General features: G+C 69.2%; 8 protein-coding genes. 2 read left to right on the top strand and 6 right to left on the bottom strand.

Annotated features, from left to right (window positions below):
• Positions 1-441: 441 nt before the first annotated feature.
• Together G6N25_RS02240 and pks2 are read left to right on the top strand one after the other, a co-directional pair.
• Positions 442-2,181 carry an AMP-binding protein gene (locus G6N25_RS02240; RefSeq protein WP_083074590.1) on the top strand — a complete coding sequence of 580 codons (1,740 nt, stop codon included), beginning with the start codon at positions 442-444 and terminating at the stop codon, positions 2,179-2,181.
• Complete coding sequence (gene pks2 / locus G6N25_RS02235; RefSeq protein ID WP_158084889.1) at positions 2,178-8,753, top strand: sulfolipid-1 biosynthesis phthioceranic/hydroxyphthioceranic acid synthase; 6,576 nt, start codon at positions 2,178-2,180, stop codon at positions 8,751-8,753. Before G6N25_RS02240 ends, pks2 begins: the two co-directional genes overlap by 4 nt.
• Positions 8,754-8,762: 9 nt before the next feature.
• Here pks2 and G6N25_RS02230 read toward each other — a convergent pair whose 3' ends face one another.
• From G6N25_RS02230 to G6N25_RS02205, 6 genes are read right to left on the bottom strand one after another with little or no spacing between them, the layout of a single operon-like run.
• Positions 8,763-10,025 (bottom strand): saccharopine dehydrogenase family protein, encoded by a 1,263-nt coding sequence (locus G6N25_RS02230; protein WP_083074592.1) that lies wholly within the window; start codon positions 10,023-10,025, stop codon positions 8,763-8,765.
• Positions 10,022-11,278 carry a phthiocerol/phthiodiolone dimycocerosyl transferase family protein gene (locus G6N25_RS02225; protein WP_083074593.1) on the bottom strand — a complete coding sequence of 419 codons (1,257 nt, stop codon included), beginning with the start codon at positions 11,276-11,278 and terminating at the stop codon, positions 10,022-10,024. Before G6N25_RS02225 ends, G6N25_RS02230 begins: the two co-directional genes overlap by 4 nt.
• Positions 11,279-11,292: 14 nt before the next feature.
• A complete protein-coding gene (locus G6N25_RS02220; protein WP_232065676.1) occupies positions 11,293-12,123 on the bottom strand; it encodes an ABC transporter permease in 831 nt (276 codons plus the stop codon).
• Positions 12,123-12,899, bottom strand: a complete 777-nt coding sequence (locus G6N25_RS02215; protein ID WP_083074595.1) for an ABC transporter permease — start codon at positions 12,897-12,899, stop codon at positions 12,123-12,125. The genes G6N25_RS02220 and G6N25_RS02215 overlap by 1 nt, the downstream gene beginning before the upstream one ends.
• A 32-nt stretch (positions 12,900-12,931) precedes the next feature.
• Positions 12,932-13,930: an ATP-binding cassette domain-containing protein gene (locus G6N25_RS02210; protein WP_083074596.1), complete on the bottom strand. Its 999-nt coding sequence runs from the start codon at positions 13,928-13,930 to the stop codon at positions 12,932-12,934.
• A gap of 20 nt (positions 13,931-13,950) precedes the next feature.
• Entirely contained in the window at positions 13,951-18,378 is a 4,428-nt protein-coding gene (locus tag G6N25_RS02205; RefSeq protein WP_083074597.1) for a type I polyketide synthase, read from the bottom strand.

The following is an 18,378-nucleotide window of genomic DNA, read 5'->3' as shown; positions in this document are numbered from 1 at the left end:
TGGTCGTTTCGCCCGCGCAGCCTAGGCGAAAGCCTTGTGCGGCGCTCTGGCCCGCGGCGCCCAGGAGACGACTTCGATTGTGAGGCGTAGTAACTACTTGTTGGACCAGCGTCCCAGTCGATACGGGATATCGGCTGGTCAGCGATATCGCCGATTCGCCAGCGAGGTCGTCTGAGAAGAGGTAGGTTCCTCGCTGTGGAGGTGGTCATGACCGCGGACGCTCGCGCATGTCAGGCCGGTGCGGCCCACGGATCGTCGTCGAGCCGCGCAGCCGCGCACCGCCTCGGCCGTGAAACCGTGATATCCGGGGTGGTGCTGTCAAGATAGACGTTCGTACCGGTTAGCGGCGCTGGGCGGGGGCTGCAAGAAGACCAAGCCGCGGCATCTCTCGGGGGACGGGATGCGGCCAAACACTTGGTAAGAAATTGAAAGGTTAGCGTGATGTCCGTCATCGAGTCCTCCATTCCAGCGGTGCTCGGCGAAAATGCTCGCCGGCAGGGCAATGAAACGGCGTTCACATTCATCGACTACGACGTGGACCCGGCGGGTTTTGCCGAGAGCTTGACCTGGTCGCAGCTGCACCGTCGCGTGTCGACCGTTGCCGAAGAACTCAGGCGCTGCGGGTCGACCGGCGATCGGGTGGCGATATTGGCTCCGCAGAGCCTCGACTACCTCGTCGGTTTTTTCGGCGCGCTGCAGGCCGGGTTCATCGCGGTGCCGTTGTCGGTCCCGCAATTCGGCGCCCACGACAGCCGCATCGCGTCGGCCCTGCAGGATTGCACACCGGCCGCCATTATCACGGCGTCGGCCGCCGTCGATGGGGTCGTCAAATACGCTGAGGCTCACGGTTCTTCGGCCGCGCCGGCGGTCATCGAAATCGACTCGCTCGACTTTTATTCCGCGGGTGATTTCGATCCGGTCGAATACTCCCATCCCAGGGAAGCCTATCTGCAGTACACGTCGGGATCGACCGGCCAGCCGGCCGGTGTCGTCATCACCCACGAGAACGTGATTGCCAATTGCCGCCAGCTGGAATCGGCTTTGTTCGATATTTCCGGGCCGCCGGAATCGTTGGTGTCGTGGCTGCCCTTTTATCACGACATGGGACTGATCCAGGGAATCTGTTTCCCCGCGGTATGGGGGCGTCCGGCGGTGTTGACCGGTCCGCTGGCGTTTCTGATCGAGCCGGCGCGTTGGATGAAGCTGCTGGCGAGCAATCCCCGGCCGTTCTCCGGGGGGCCGAATTTCGCCTTCGATCTGGCGGTGCGCAGAATATCGGACGACGACATGGCCGGCCTCGATCTCGGCGAAGTGGTCGGGCTCGCCAACGGCAGCGAACGGGTTCAGCCGGCATCGATCGCCCGCTTCATGGAGCGATTCTCTCGATACAACCTGCCCGCGACGGCGGTCCGTCCGTCCTACGGGCTCGCCGAGGCGACGCTGTACGTCGCGAGCGCGAAGACGGGGCAGCCGCCCAGGTCGGTGCGTTTCCAGTACGACCAGTTGTCGGGCGGTCGCGCCAAGCCCTGCACCGAGGAACAGGGCGGCAGCGAGCTCATCGGCTACGGCGCCCTGAAGTCCCCGCTGGTGCGGATCGTCGACCCCGAGACCAAGACCGAGACCCCGCCCGGCGTCATCGGCGAGATCTGGGCGCATGGCGACAACATCGGCGCCGGATATTGGCGTAACCCGGAGCGAACCAAGGGCACCTTTGGCGCACGGCTCGCCAGTCCCTCCGCGGGCACACCCGAGGCTCCCTGGCTGCGGACGGGTGACCTCGGGTTCATCTCCGACGGTGAGCTGTTCATCATGGGCCGCCTCAAGGATCTGCTCATCGTGGACGGCCGCAATCACTACCCGGACGACATCGAGCTGACCGTCACGCAGATCACCAAGGGCCGGGTGGCGGCGATTTCGGTCGCCAACGACACCACCGAGCAGCTCGTCGCGATCGCGGAGGTGAAGAGCCGCGGCTCCGACGAGGACGCCCTGCAGAGACTCCGCTCGATCAAGCGGGATGTCACCGCCGCGATATCCAATGCACACGGCGTGCGCATCGCCGACCTGGTCCTCGTGGCGCCGGGTTCGCTGCCGCTCACGACCAGCGGCAAGGTCCGCCGGTCGACGTGCGTCGAAACCTATCGGCGCGAGGAGTTCGAACGTTTGGACGTTTCGGCGTGACGGCGGCCGTCCCGGATGAAACCGAGCTGCGGCGCTGGCTGATCGACTACCTGGTTACCGAGGTCGGCTGTGACCGCGACGACGTCGGCCTCGATATCACGTTCAACGATTTGGGGGTGGGGTCGCGCGATGCGGTCGTGCTTTCCGGCGAATTGGCCACCGTGGCCGGCCGGCCGGTGTCCCCGTTGGACTTTTGGCAGCATCCCACGATCAACGAGTTGGTGCAGTTCCTGACCACACCGGAGGCGGAGGCCGTGGCTCAAGCGGTCTCGGCGGACCGCGGCTGGGTCGACGAGCCGATCGCCGTGATCGGGTTGGGGTGTCGTTTTCCCGGGGAGGTCTCGGGGCCGGATGCGTTCTGGCGCTTCCTGTGTGAGGGTCGTTCGTCGATCACCCAGGTGCCCGCCGATCGGTGGCAGCCCTTTGACGACGGCTCGCCGGAGATCGCGACGGCGTTGGCGGACACCACCCGGTGCGCCTCGGTGTTGACCGACGTCGACGGTTTCGACGCGGAGTTCTTCGAGATCTCCTCGCACGAGGCGACCGCGATGGACCCGCAGCAGCGTTTGTTGCTGGAGGTGGCCTGGGAAGCGTTGGAGCACGCCGGAATTCCCGCGGAATCGCTGCGGCACTCGCAGACCGGGGTCTTCGCCGGGGCGTGCGCGGCCGACTACGGCTATCTGGCGGGAACGGACCTCAGTCGCGTCGACGCGTGGAGCAACATCGGCGGCGCGCTGAGCATCATCGCCAACCGGCTGTCGTACTTTCTGGATCTCCGCGGCCCCTCGGTGTCGATCGACACGGCCTGCTCGTCGTCGCTGGTGGCCGTGCACCTGGCGGCGCAGAGCCTGCGCGGCGGGGATTGCGACCTGGCCATCGCGGCCGGGGTCAACCTGTTGTTGTCGCCGGCCATCTTCCGCAGCTTTGACGGGGCCGAAGCGCTGTCGCCGACGGGTCGGTGCAAGTCCTTCGACGCGGACGCGGACGGATTCGTCCGCGGGGAGGGCTGCGGGGCGGTGGTGCTCAAGCGGGTGAGCGACGCCGTGCGCGACGGGGATCGGGTGCTGGCGGTGGTTCGGGGATCGGCCGTCAATCAGGATGGCCGGTCAAACGGGCTGATGGCGCCGAACCCGGCCGCGCAGATGGCGGTGCTGCGCGCGGCGTGCGCCAACGCGGGCGTCGCGCCGCATCAGGTGGACTACGTCGAAACGCATGGGACGGGAACCCTGTTGGGCGATCCCATCGAGGCGCGGGCGCTGGGCACGGTGCTGGGTCGCGGACGCCCCGAAAGCGGTCCGCTGCTCATCGGCGCCGTCAAATCGAACATGGGCCATTTGGAGGGCGCGGCCGGGATCGCGGGTCTCATCAAGGCGGTGCTGGCGGTCCACCGCGGGCGGATCCCGCCGAACCTGAACTTCGAGACGCCGAACCCGCACATTCCCTTCCATGACATGCGACTGAAGGTCGTCACGGAAACCACGGATTGGCCGGAGACCGGGGTTCCGCGGCTGGCGGGGGTGTCCTCGTTCGGCTTCGGCGGCACCAACGCTCATGTCGTGGTGGAGCAGGCCCCCGAGCCGGAACCCGCCGCGCGCCAACCGGATCCGGCGGTGAGCACGTTGGTGGTGTCGGGCAAGACGACCGAGCGGGTGGCGTCATGGGCCTCGGCGCTGGCCGAGTGGATGGACGGCGACGGCGCGGACGTGGCGTTGGCCGACGTCGCGCACACGCTCAACCACCACCGGTCCCGGCATGCGCGATTCGGCACGGTGTGCGCGCGCGACCGGGGGCAGGCGATCGCCGGGTTGCGCGCGTTGGCGGAGGGCACGCCGTCCGACGGGGTGGTGTTCCCCCGCGAGGATTCGCCCGGGCCCGGCACGGTGTTCGTGTATTCGGGGCAGGGCTCGCAATGGGCGGGGATGGGTCGGCGGTTGCTGGCCGACGAGCCGGCGTTCGCGGCCGCGGTGGCCGAGCTGGAGCCGACATTCCTTGCGCAGACCGGGTTTTCGCTGCGGCAGGTGCTGACCGAGGGCCAGGAGGTGACCGGCATCGAGCGGATTCAGCCGGTGCTGGTGGGTGTGCAGCTGGCGCTGACGGCCTTGTGGCGGTCCTACGGGGTGGAGCCCGACGCGGTGATCGGGCACTCGATGGGCGAGGTCACCGCCGCGGTGGTCGCCGGGGCCCTGAGCGTCGCCGACGGGTTGCGGGTGATCGCCACCCGGTCGCGGCTGATGGCCCGGCTGTCCGGCATGGGTGCGATGGCGCTGCTCGAGTCCGACGCCGCGGCCACCGAGGCGCTGCTGGTCGGCTACCCGCAGGTGAGCATCGCGGTGTACGCCTCGCCATCCCAGACCGTGATCGCCGGCCCACCCGACCAGGTCGACGCGGTGATCGCGGCGGTGGCCGACGCCGATCGGCTGGCCCGGCGCATCGAGGTCGACGTGGCCTCCCATCACCAAACCATCGAGCCGATCCTCCCCGAATTGCGCTCTGCGTTAGCCGATTTGACCCCGGATGCGCCGGCCGTCCCGGTGATCAGCACCACCTGCGGCCCCGACGACGACACACCGGCTTTCGACGCCGACCACTGGGCGGCCAACCTGCGCAACCCGGTTCGGTTCAGCCAGGCCATCGCTCATGCCTTCAGCCAAGCCGGCGGGCCCTATGCCACCTTCATCGAAATCAGCCCCCACCCGGTGCTCACCCACGCCATCGACGACACCCTTGGCTCCGACGATCACCACATCGTCAGCACCCTGCAGCGCGACGCCGACGACACGTGGGTGTTCCACGCCAACCTGAACGCCAGTCAGACCACCCGCCCGCCGCGGACCCCGCACCCACCCGAACCGCACCCGTTTTTGCCCACCGCGCCGTGGCACCACACCCGCCACTGGATCGGCGCCGCCGAACACCGTCCGCGGCTGGGCCTCGAAGACCCCGGCGGCCACACCGTTTCGGTGCATCCGCTGCTGGGCGCGCACGTGCGGCTGCCCGACGAGCCCGAGCGGCATGCCTGGGAGGGCGACGTCGGCACCGCCGCCCATCCCTGGCTCACCGACCACCAGGTGCACGCGGTGCCGGCCTTCCCCGGGGCCGCCTACTGCGAAATGGCCCTGGCCGCGGCCCGCGCGACGCTGGGCGACGCCTCCGAGGTGCGCGACATTCGCTTCGAAGAACTCTTGTTGCTCGACGACGAGACCCCGCTGAGCGCCGACGCGGTGGTGGACGCACCCGGCGTCGTCGCCTTCGAGGTGCAGACCAACCACGAGGGCGAGCGCGCGCGGCGGGCCTCCGCAACCCTGCGCGCCGTCGGCAACGAGGGCCAACCCTCCGCGCACGACGTCGCCGCTTTGCTTGCGGCGCACCCGAATCGGGTGGCCGGCGACGAGCTGCGGGGATGGTTCGACGACCGGGGCGTCACGTTCGGCGCGGCGTTCGCCGGCGTCGCCGCCACGTACACCGGCGACGGAGCCGACGGCACCGTCCTGGCCGAACTCGAGCTGCCGCAATCGATTCGGTCGCAGCAGGCCGGCTACGGCGTGCACCCCGCGCTGCTGGACGCGTGCTTCCAGTCCGCCGCGGCCCACGCTCGCGGCAGCGACGTCGGCGGCGGTGGCCTGCTGTTGCCGCTGGGGGTGCGCCGGCTGCGCAGCTACGGCTCCCTGCGCGACGCCCGTTACTGCCTGAGCCGGGCGACCGAGAAAAGCCCGACGGGCATGCGCGTCGACCTCGACGTGTTCGACGAGAACGGGGCCGTGCTGCTGATCGTGCGCGGCCTGCGGGTCGGCAGCGACGTCACCGAAAGCGGCGCCCGCCAACGGCTCATGGCCGACCGCCTGCTGGCGATCGACTGGCAGCGGCGGGAACCGCCCGCCTTGGGCCAGGGTGGAGCGGACGGCGGGGCCGGGGCCTGGCTGCTGCTGGTCACCTCCGGCACCGACGACCTCTTGCCGGCCGAGTTGGCGGATGCGCTGAAAACCGAAGGCGCGCAGTGTAAAGCCGTGCTCTGGCCACAGGGCGACGCCGAACGGCCCGCGCTCGAGCTGGCCGACGTCGGCGCCGTGGTGGTCTTGACCGGCCCCGGGGTCGGCAACGACGATCGGGAGTGTCCGACCCGGGGCCGCGAGCAGGTGCGTCACCTGGTGCGGATCGCCCGCGAGGTGGCGGAAAGCTCCGACGAGCCGCCCCGCCTGTACGTCGTGACCCGCAACGCCGCGACGGTGTTGCCCGGCGACCGGCCCAACCTGGACCAGGCGGGACTGCGCGGGCTGATGCGGGTGATCGCCGCCGAGGACGCCCAGATGCAGGCCACCCAAATCGATCTGGACGAGGGCGCGGACGCCGGGCAGCTGGCGCGTCAGCTGCTGGCGGGTTCGGACGAGGACGAGACCGCGTGGCGCGGCGGGCAGTGGTACACGGCGCGGCTGCGCTCCGCCCCGTTGCGTCCCGACGAGCGGCGAACTGCCACCGCCGACCCCCGGCGCGACGGCATGCGGCTGGAGATCCGCACCCCCGGTGACCTGGAAGGCCTGGAGCTCGTCGCGTTCGACCGCGCGACGCCGGGGCCGGGACAGATCGAGGTCGCGGTCACCGCGTCCAGCCTCAACTTCGCCGATGTGCTCATCGCCATGGGACGGTTCCCCAGCGTCGACGGACGCCAACCGCGGCTGGGCATGGACTTCGCGGGCGTGGTCACCGCGGTCGGGCCGGACGTCACCGACCACCGGGTCGGTGACCGCGTCGGCGGCGTGTCCGAAAACGGCTGCTGGGCAACGTATGTCACCTGCGACGCCAGGCTCGCGGTCGCGCTTGCACCCGGCCTGGACGCCGAGCGGGCCGTCGCGGCGACCACCGCGTACGCCACCGCCTGGTATGGCCTGCAGGACATGGCCCGGATCAAGCAGGGGGAGCGGGTGCTGATCCACTCCGGAACCGGGGGCGTGGGGCGGGCCGCGATCGCGATCGCCCGCCTGGCCGGGGCGGAGATCTTTGCGACGGCGGGCAGCCCGGGGCGGCGCGCGCTGCTGCGCGAGATGGGCATCGAGCACGTCTACGACTCGCGCAGCACCGAATTCGCCGAGGAGATCCGCCGCGACACCGACGGGTACGGCGTCGACGTCGTGCTCAACTCCGTCACCGGCGCGGCCCAGCGCGCCGGTTTCGAATTGCTGGCGATCGGTGGGCGGTTCGTGGAGATCGGCAAGCGCGATGTCTACGGCAACACCCGGCTGGGCCAGTACCCGTTCCGCCGCAACCTCACCTTCCACTATCTCGACCTGGCGCTGATGGCCGCCACCCAGCCGCGGCACGTCAACGAACTGCTGCGCACCGTGTACCGGCTCGTCGGGGACGGCGAGCTGCCCCCGCTGGAGCGCACCGTCTACCCGCTTGCCCAGGCGGCCACCGCGATTCGGGTGATGGGCGCGGCCGAGCACACCGGCAAGCTCCTCCTGTCCATCCCGCGCGAGGGGGACGCGACCGTGGTGGTGCCCCCGGAGCGGGCCCGCGTGTTCCGCGGCGACGGCGCCTACCTCATCACCGGCGGCCTGGGCGGGCTCGGGCTGTTCCTGGCCACCGAGATGGCCAAGGCGGGCTGCGGCCGCATCGTGCTGACCGCCCGGTCCAAGCCGCCCGCCAAGGCGCTGCAGGCCGTCGAGCGGATTCGCGCCACCGGGGTTGACGTCGTGGTGGAGTCCGGCAACATGGCCGAGGCCGACGACGCGGCCCGGGTGGTGGCGGCGGCCACGGCCAGCGGGCTTCCGCTGCGCGGGGTGCTGCACGCCGCGGCGGTGGTCGAGGACGCCACCCTGGCCAACATCACCGACGAGCTGATCGACCGCGACTGGTCGCCCAAGGTTTTCGGCGCGTGGAACCTGCACCACGCCACGATCGGTCAGCCGCTGGACTGGTTCTGCTGCTTCTCGTCGGCGGCCGCGCTGCTGGGCTCGGCCGGGCAGGGCGCCTACGCGGCGGCCAACAGCTGGGTCGACGCCTTCACGTCCTGGCGGCGCGGCCTGGGCCTGCCGGCGCTGGCGATCGCATGGGGGCCGTGGGGCGAGGTCGGGCGCGCCACGCACCTGGCCGAGGGCGGCCGCACCGCGATGATCGCCCCCGACGAGGGCGCGCACGCGTTCGAGGAGCTCCTGCGCCACAACCGCGGCTACACGGGCTACGTCCCGACCACGGGCAGCTCGTGGTTGGCGGCGTTGGTGGCCCGCAGCCCGTTCGCCGAGGCCTTCCGGAACGCCGGCGAGCGCCGGGCCGACGCCAGCACCCTGCGCACCGAGCTTCGGTCGCTGGCGCGGGACGAATGGCCCACCCGGCTGCGGCGGCTGATCACCGAACAGACCGGCCTGATCCTGCGTCGCACGGTCGATCCCGACCGCCCGTTCGTCGAACACGGACTGGACTCACTGGGCAATCTGGAGCTGCGGACCCGCATCGAAGCCGAGACCGGCATCCGGATCACCCCGAAGGCCATCGCCACGCACAACACGGCCCACGCTCTGAGCCTGCACCTGGCGGAGACGCTGGTGGCCGAGGAGGGCCAGGCGGTGGCATCCGGATAGGTACCGGCTTCAGCTCAGCCGGGTCGTCCCCAGGGACACCCCGGCGCCGGGGAGCCGCGCCAGCAGCGCGTCGCCCATCGCCGCGGCGGGGGTGAGCACGCCGCGCAATTCGGAGAGCCGGTCGCGGTCCAGCGCCAGCGCCAAACCGCTCTCGCCGAGCATCACCGAAGTCCCTTGGTAGGCATCGCAACTCTGCCCGAAGGTCGACAGGTAGCGGGCACCGGTCGTCGTGGTGGTGTACGTCTCGACGGTGTAGTGGCCGCGCCGTCGGGCCTTCGTGCCCGGGCCGGCGCCCGGCTTGGGCGTGATGCGCTCCACCAACCGTTGGGGTAAGCGCCCGAAGTGCCTATTGCCCACGTACACGGCGGCCGACAGGGCGCCGGTCGCGATCGCGGAGGCGAGGGGCGCCGCCCATGATCTGCCGAAACTCATCGCCTCGGAGTAGCGAAAGCCCCGGCCATAGGACCAGTCCTGTAAGGCGTTGCTATGCCGGGCGATTCGGGTGTTGTGGGCGGCCAGGATGAATCCGCCGGTCCAGTAGCCGGCCAGCTCGGGTGCGATGTTCCGCCCCCGGCGCCACCGGAAGTCCGGCTGTGGGCCCAGTTCCGGCTCGGCCGCCCGGTCGGTGGTCAGGGTGTACGGGTCGTCGATGAGCTCGCGGGTGTGCGCGTCGGCCGATGCGGCGCGGATCGTTCCCAGCAGCGAGGCGACCGTGCCGCCGGAGGCCCCGAGTTGGGAGAAGGCGCGCAGCACGAGCGTCGTGTCGCACAGTTCGCCGGCGCCGTCCTCGGCGACCCGGCGGTACAGCTGGTAGACGTTCAGGTCCGAAGGGATCGAGTCGAATCCGCACGACAGCACGATCCGGGCGCCGGTGTCGGCGGCCTGTTTGTGGCACTGGTCCATGGCGTTTCGGGCGAACATCAGCTCACCGGTCAGATCGGCGTAGTCCGTTCCGGCCGCGGCGCAGGCGGCCACCAGCGGCAGGCCATAGCGCGCGTAGGGGCCGACGGTCGTGATAACCACCCGGGTTCGGGCGGCCATCGCGGCCAGCGTCGAGGGCCGCGACGCGTCGGCGGCGATCACCGGCCAATCCCGCGCGGTGGGGCCCAGCGTCCGCCGCACCGCCAGCAGGCGTTCGGCGCTGCGACCGGCCAGCGCGAGGCGTGCCCGCGGCTCGCGCCGCGCGAGGTATTCTGCGGTCAGCTTGCCGGAAAAGCCCGTGGCACCGTACAAGACGATGTCGAACTCACGCTCGGCGCCGCGGTCCGTCACTCCATGACCCAGCTGTCCTCGGCGGGTGCGGAGCACAGCAGCGAATGTATTCCCTCCAGGGGCTTCTCCACACCCGCCAGGTTCGAATGGTGCTCGACGAGCAGCCGGCCCGCAAAGGTCACGCACGTATAGAGATCGATCGGGGCGCGGGGCGCGAAATAGAATTCGCCGCCGACGTCGTCGACCTCCATGCCCGGCGGTGTGCGCAGGCCGGGAATCCAGCCGACGTCGGTGCACATCACGAACGGGGGGAGCCCGGGCAGGGACCCCTCGTATTGCAGGCTGAAGTGCAGCGACGATTGCTGGATCAGGCCTTCGGACAGGTCGGCGCGAAACGCGTCCACGATGCCCCGGGCCAGATCGACGAGCTCGGTCTGGGGCCCTATCTCGGCGAGATAGCTCGCCAACCCCAGCGGAAGCGTGCTTTCGGTGGCGCCCACCGGGGGCGTCAGGTGGTAGCGCAGGTCGACGGGGTAGAAGTACGGAATCGGAAGGTGCGGGGTATTGCGGAGTTCCCACTCGGCCAGCAGGATGGCCGCGGCCACCATGGAGTTGAGGCTGAGCTGATTGTCGCGCCCCAACTCCACGAGGTCCGACGTCTCCTGCTCGGTCAACCGGATTCGGGCCACCGGAATGGGTGCGATCGCATCGGGATTCGTCACGATGGGTGGCCTCTGCACGGCGGACAGGTCGTGGGCGAAGGCGGCCGGGTGAAGCCGTTCGAGGCCGGAACGCTGCTGCTTGGCCACGCCGCGTTGTTCGAGTAGTGACTCGAGGGGTTCGGGCGCGGGTTGCGGGGTCACGGGCCCGGCGTCGCCGGTTGTCACGATGTCGGTATAGAGGGAAAGCAGCTCTTCGAAAAGGCCGAACACGTGGTGCCCGTCGGCCAGGGAGTGGTGTGCGTACAGCGTCAGTTTGCCTTGTCCGCCACCGGCTTCCAGCCGCAGGTTCAGCAGGGACTGGCTCTGGTCCAGGCGCATGCCGGCGATCGCGGACTCCGGGGTGCGGTCGTCGATCAGCCACATCCCCGGGTGCATCAGGTCTTCGGCGACGATCTGGTGCCGGCCGTCGTCGGCCCTCTCCAGGTGGCCGGCGAAGATCGGGTGCACCTGCAGGAGCGCGTCGAAGGCGTCCGACATCGCGTCGACGTCGACGTCGCCAATGACCTTTATCGTCAGCCCGAAGTACGTCTCGTTGGTGGCGAACACCTCTTCGCTGTGCGCGAGCTTACGGATCACGGATCCGGGAAACACCCCTGACACTCCCCTTATCTGCGCGTGCTGGCCCGGCGATAGCCCGAGAGCGTCGGTGCGATGCAGACCGCGGTGATGCCGGCGATCCACAGCAGCGTGCCGATCATCGGCGCTCGCACCGGGCCGCCCAGCGACAATCCGCGCATCGTGTCGATCGCGTAGCTGATCGGCTGGTGCGCGACCACCGGCTGTATCCACTTCGGAAATTGGTTCACGGGCAAAAACCCGGTCGAGAACAGGATCGCGAGGAGGTGCACGAGCGTGATCGCCTCGAGCAGAAAGTTTTTCGAGGCGTACCACGCGATCGTGGTGATGAGGGTCGAGAAGGCCAGGCCGAACAACACCGGAATGGTCAGCCACACCAGGATCGGAAGGACGCCCTGCTTGAAGCGGAAACCCAGGATCATCCCCGCGGCCAGCACGACCACCGTCGTGATCATGATCCGGACTGTCTCGGCGACGACCCGCGAACAGACGCCGGACGCACGGTGGATGGGCAGCACCCACAGCCGGCGCAGCAGCCCGTCGTCGCGCTCCCCGATCAGGCCGATCGCGCCGACCGCCGCCCCGTTGACCGCGGCGGCGAGCACGTTCATCGGAACCGTGTTGTACAGCCCGCTATACCCGGCGACCCGTGAAACCGCATGGCCCAAAACGATGTTCATCGTCACCAGGAACATGACCGGCAACACCGTCACCATGATGATCGCGGTGAGGTCGCGTGCCCACTTCAGCAGGATCCGCCGTGTCTGCACCAGGGTCTGCGGCACCAGCACCCGCACGGAATTCTCGGCCAAGCGGTGGTCGGCCTGCGGACGCGCGGTTTCCTCGTACACCAGGGTCATCATGCCCGCCTCGACAAGACGATCACCGACGCCGGTGCCAGCAGGACGGCCAATCCGCCCAGCCAGGCCAGCGTCGGCGCCATGGACGACCAGGTGACCGCCGCATTGAACGGGGCCTTGTCGCCGGCCAGGGCATGCAGGGCGTCGACCAGCCGCGAGATCGGCTGGTGGCGAACGAACGGCTGGACCCAGTGCGGAAACTGCTGCACCGGTTGAACACCGACGGACAGCAGCCCGAAGATCAACGGCGGCAGGGTCAGCAAGGGTGCCATGGCCGCCGGGTTGCGGCTTCCGGTGCCCATCAGGTCCGCCGCGAAGGACAACAACGCCCCGAACGCGAGCACCAGCACGCAAAAGCCGACGGCGTCCGCGGCCGAGCCGCGAAATCGGAATCCGATGGTGTAGCCCGAGATCACGGCCACCGTCAACGACACCACACACCGGTACACCGCGGCCGAGATGCGGGCGACCACCGGCGTAAACGGCGCGATCGGCATGGACCGGAACCGGCGGTTGATGCCCTGCACCGAGTCCGTCGCCGCCCGAAACGCCGTCGACATGGCGGCGAACGTGATGGCCTCCAGCGCGATCAGCGGCATCAGGTACTGCGCGTAGCTGCTGGAGACGCCCCTGGTGGCGGCGCCCATGATCTCGTGCAACGGGATGTAGAAGCCGGCCGTGAACACCACCGAGGCCGCGATGGTGATGGCGAGCTCGCCGTTGCGCAGGGTCGGCGCGATGAAGCGGTTGGTGAGCACCCACCACTGGGTGCGCATCGACGGGCGGGGTCGCGCGACGCCCAGGGCGGTCAACTGACCGCCTCCGCAACCGGGGTACGCGGCCGCGGAGAATCCTCGGTCAACGCAAGGAATACGTCGTCCAGCGACGGGCGCCGCAGCGCGACGTCGGCCAGGGGGATGTTGGCGGCGGCGAGCCGCCCGACGGCCTCGAGGAGCGTGCGGGCGCCATCCGGGGCCGGCATGGCGATTCGATCGGATTCGGGTGTCAGGTTGGCCCGGTTCTTCTCCGGCAACAGCGAACCGAGCGTCTCGGCGATCGCGGGCAGATCGTTGAGATCGAGCGGAACGATCTCGCAGTAGCTGCCGCCCGTGCGGGCCTTGAGCTCGTCGGCCGTTCCCTCGGCGATGACCCGCCCATGGTCGATGACGATGATCCGATCGGCCATCGCGTCGGCTTCCTCGAGGTATTGGGTGGTCAGCAGGGTGGCGATGCCGCGATCCTTGAAATGACTCACCAGGTCCCAAATGCTTTGCCTGCTACGTGGATCCAGACCGGTGGTCGGCTCGTCCAGGAAGACCACCTGGGGCTGAACCACCAGGCCGCACGCGATGTCGATCCGTCGACGCATTCCGCCGGAGTATGTCTTGACGCGACGATCGGCGGCATACACCAGATCGAATTCCTCGATGAGTTCCCTGGCGCGGCCGCGGGCGGCCGCCTTTTTCAGGCCGTAGAGCCGACCGAACATGACCAGGTTTTCCAGGCCCGTCAGCGTGTCGTCGAGCGCCACCTGCTGGCCGGTGAGCATGATCGACCGGCGCACGCCGGGCGCCTCGGACACCACGTCGTAGCCGGCGACCACCGCCCGGCCCGCGTCGGGGCGGCTCAGGGTCGACAGGATGTCCACGAGCGTGGTCTTGCCCGCCCCGTTGGGCCCGAGCAGACCCAGCACCTCGCCGCGGCCGACGTCAAAGCTGACCTCATGGAGGGCCACAAAATCGCCGAAGGTCTTGCGCACCTTATCGACGACGACGGCCTTCTCAAAGTTTCGCTGTGCCTTGCTCATTGAGAGTCCCTCAACCCTTGTCACGCGTCCGACAAATCCACCAGGGCCAGTTCCACGGGTTGCGAGCCGACGTCGCCGCCGTCGGGGATGGCGTCGTTGGCGTCGCGGACCAGCGCGCGCAGCGCCACCGGGAATCGCTGCGCGAGCGCTTCGGCGCGCGCGCCCGGGACGCGGCGGGCGTCATACCACCAGTCGAAATGCAGCACCCCGGAATGCCGGCACACCCGAAGTTCGATCGCGTGGCCCAGGCCGGGAATCGCCTCGCGCACCGGCGTTGCGGCATCGGAGTCGAGCTGGACCGGCGCGTCAACGGCCGGCGGCTGCGGGATCATGCCGATGTACCGCAGGTGGATGTCCGGGGCGCCCAGCGCGGCCAGCAGCCGCGCGGTGGGCGCATAGACGTAGCGCAGCAGCCCGTATCCGACCCCGTAATGCGGAACGGATTTGACCGTGTCGCGCGCGGCGGACAGCAGGTCGGTCAGGGCGCCGTCCGGCGCGCACTGCAGCGCCGCCGGATAGACCGTGGTGAACCGGCCGACGGTTCTGCGCAGATCGACGTCCGGCCTCAGCACCGAACGCCCGGCGCCCTCCAGGTCGACCGAAACCACGCCGTCGCCGACGGTTTCGGCGATCGTTCGGCTCAGCGCGGCCAGCAGGACTTCCTCCATCGACACGTTTAGCCTGCGGCGCACGTCGTCGAGTCCGGCGGTCTCGTCGACGGTGAGAGCCGATGGCAGCCGCACCAGGTCGCTGAAGCGCGGTTGGCCGGTGATCTCGCGATCGCTGAGCCGCAGCGTCGCCGCACTCGAGTTCCGCAGCCAGAAGTCGCAGGTGTCCAGCACCGCCGGATGTGTGGCCAGGGTCCCGGATCGCAGCGACCAATCGCGCCATGTGGCGCCGGTCGGGGGCAGCAGGATCTCCTCGCCCGCGAGTTGTTGGGTGAACGCGGTGAAGAGGTCGAGGAGCAGGATCTCGCGCGAGGCGTTGTCCGCGATGATCTCGTGCGCGGACAAGATCAGGTAGGAGCCGTGTTGGCCGCCGGCGACATAGGCCGCGGTGAACGACGCGGTCAGATCGTCCTGGGCCACCAGTTCGGCCACCACGTCCAGGACCGCCGCGCGCCGCGCGGCGGGCTCGGCGGCCACGTCGTCGGGAAGCGTTCGCGAGGACAGGCGCTGGAATTCCTGGGGTGCGGTGATGCGCTGCTCCCACGTTCCCGCGCGGTCGACGAACTGAAGTCGCAACGCGTCGTGGTGGTTTGCCAGCGCCGTGAGCACGGACCGGACGTCCTCGACGGTGACGCCGGGGGCGAGGCGGAAGATCAGCGGGACGCGCCAGCGGCCGGTCTCGCTGACGCCGTGTTCGAAGAAGCCGGCGATGTTCGCGGGCACCGGCAAATGCGCCTCGGCGCCCGGTGGTTCCGTCAGCCCCACGCCGGTGAACTCGGCGTCGAGGGCGGCCGCCAGGCCGGCCACGGTCGGGTGTTCGTACAGATGCTGGGGAGTGACGCCCAAGCCGGCGTTGTTGGCGCTCGTCGAAATGCCGATCGCGATGAGGGAATCGCCGCCCATCTCAAAGAAATTGGCGTTTCGGTCCAGGGTGGCGACGCCCAAGCACTGCGTCCAGATCCGATGCAGCGTCGCCTCGGTGGCCGATTGACCGTTGACCGGCGCGGCGGAAACGGCGTCGCCGTCGGTGGCAGGACCGTCGGCGTCCGCCGGCGCCTCCGCCCACACCGTGGGTTTCGGGTCGATCCAATGCCGTTCGCGGGCAAAGGGATAGCCGGGCAGGCTGACGATGCTGGTCGCCGATCCGGTCAGCGGTGAGAAGTCCACCGCCACGTCCGCCGCCCACAGTTGGCCAAGGCCGAGCAAGAAGGCGTCCCGGTCGTCGATGTTCTGTACCGGGTGACGCATGAGCCGCACGGCGCGGTGCCTGCCCGACCACTTCGGGTGACGGAGCGCCGAGCCGGTCAGGCTGCCGCCCGGGCCCATTTCGACAAGGACCCGGTCCGGGTCGGCCAAGACCACGCCGAGTTCGTCGGCGAACCTGACCGTCGCGCTGATCTGCTGCGCCCAGCTGGCCGGATCGGTCGCCTGCGCATCCGACATCCAGGTTCCGGTCAGGTTGCTGAGCAGCGGTGTGTGCGGAGCGCGCAGTTCCTGACGCGACAGGAACTCCTGAAATTCGGCCAGCATGGGATTCATTGAGCTGGTATGGAATGCGTGCGTGGCGCGGACCCGCCGGGCGACGATCCCATGCTCGCCGAGACGCTGGCTGAACGCCCGAATCTGGTCCCTGGGCCCGGCGACGACGCAGTTGCCGGGGTCGTTGACCGCGGACAGCTCGACTCCCGGCGAAAGGTACTGCGCGATCTCGTCGGCGCCCAGCGCCACCGCCACCATGGCGCCCGGCGGGGATTCATGCATCAGGCGGGCGCGCAGGGCCACCGTCTTGATCGCCGTCTCGAGGTCGAATATTCCGGCCAGGGTGGCCGCGACGTATTCGCCGGTGCTGTATCCGACATACGCGCCGGCGCGCACGCCATAGGTGTCGACCAATTTCGCCAGCGCGTATTCCACCGTGAACAGCGCGGGCTGGGAACGGTCGATGCGTTCCAAATCCGTTGTGGAATCGCCGAATATCTCCGCCTTCAGGTCGATACCCATCGCGTCGCGGAATCCCGCGACGCAGGTGTCGAAGTGTTCGGCGAAGACGGGCTCGGTGTCGTACAGCCCCCGGGCCATCCCGACGTGCTGGGCGCCTTGCCCGGGAAACATGAAAACGACTCGGGTGGGCGCCGATTCGTCGGCGTCACCGTGGCTAACGGACTCCCCGACGAAAACGTTGTCGTGCTCGGCGGCCCGCAACACCTTCGCCGCGTGCTCGCGGTCGTGAACCACGGCCGCCATGGCGATGCCGTGCTTGCGGCGACCGGAGAGGGTGAAGGCGGCGTCCGCCAGGTCCGGGCCGTCCGGGCCGGCCAGCGTCGCGGCCAGGGTGGCGCGCGATTCCTCAAGCGCCGCCGCGGTTCTTGCGGACAGCAGCAGCACGTGGGGACCGTCGGGCTTGGCGGCCGTCGGGACCGGCGGTGCCTCCACGGGTGCTTCTTCTAAGACGACGTGCACGTTGGTTCCGCCCACCCCGAACGAACTGACGCCGGCCCTGAGCGCGCCGTCCCATTCCCAGGGGCCGTATTCGCTTTGCACGGTGAACGGGGTTTCGTCGAGATGCAGTTCCGGGTTGGGGCTGGTGAAGTGCAGCGTCGCCGGGATGGCCTTGTGCTTCAAGCACAGAACGGCCTTGATCAGACTCACCACGCCGGCCGCCACCTCCAGGTGGCCGATGTTCGACTTGACGGACCCCAGAACACAAGGAGCCACACGGGTCATTTGAGACACGGCGAACGCGGACTTCAGGCCCTGGACTTCGATGGGATCGCCCAGCGCCGTGCCGGTTCCATGCGTCTCGACATAACTCACGGTCGAGGCGTCGATGCCCGCCACCGCGTGGGCTTCCGCGATGACGTCGGCCTGCGCGGCCGGATTCGGGGCCGCGTATCCCATTTTCATGGATCCGTCGTTGTTGATCGCCGACCCGCGGATGACGGCGTGAATCCGGTCCCCGGCGTCGATGGCGGCCTGCAGGGGCTTGAGTGCCACAATCGCCGCGCCGCTGCCGAAGACGGTGCCATCGGCCCGCACGTCGAAGGGTCGGCAGTGGCCGGCCGCCGACACCATCGCTCCCGGCGAGTTCCAGTAACCGACGCGGTGCGGGATTGCCAGCGATGACCCTCCGGCGAGCGCCATGTCGCATTCCCCCGACAGCAGGCTCTGGCAAGCCAAGTGGATGGCAACCAGCGACGACGAGCACGCGGTCTGAACCGAAATGCTCGGCCCGCGCAGATCGAATTGATGCGATACCCGCGTCGCCAAAAAGTCCTTGTCGTTCTGGAGGAACAGGTTGAACTGCTCGAAGTCGAGTCCCGTTGCCATGAAGGCGCCGTGGCCGTGGTGCGACGCCAGGTTGTGCATCAGATAGCCGCTGGGGGAGCTGGTTCCGAACACGCCGATCGAGCCGTCGAACCGCGCGGGGTCACAGCCGGCGTCCTCGAGCGCGTGCCATGCGCACTGCAGGAACAACCGGTGTTGCGGATCCAGCTTCCGGGCCAGCTGCGGTGGGAACCCGAAGAACTCGGCGTCGAACTCGTCGAATCCGTCGACCACCGGCGCCCGCCGCACATACCCGGGATTCGCCAGCACCTCATCGCTGATGCCCGCGGCCCTGAGGTCTTCCTCGGAAAGGGTGACGATCGACTCCTCGCCGCGCCGAAGGTTGTCCCAGAAATCCGAAACGTTGTTGGCGCCCGGGAATCGACCGGCCATGCCGACCACCGCGATTGCGTTGTCCGGCAGAGCCTCCGGGTAAGACCCCGCGTTCGTGCTCAT

This window comes from Mycobacterium heidelbergense, assembly GCF_010730745.1.
Lineage (GTDB): Bacteria > Actinomycetota > Actinomycetes > Mycobacteriales > Mycobacteriaceae > Mycobacterium > Mycobacterium heidelbergense.
This window is presented reverse-complemented; position numbering and strand designations above follow the sequence as displayed.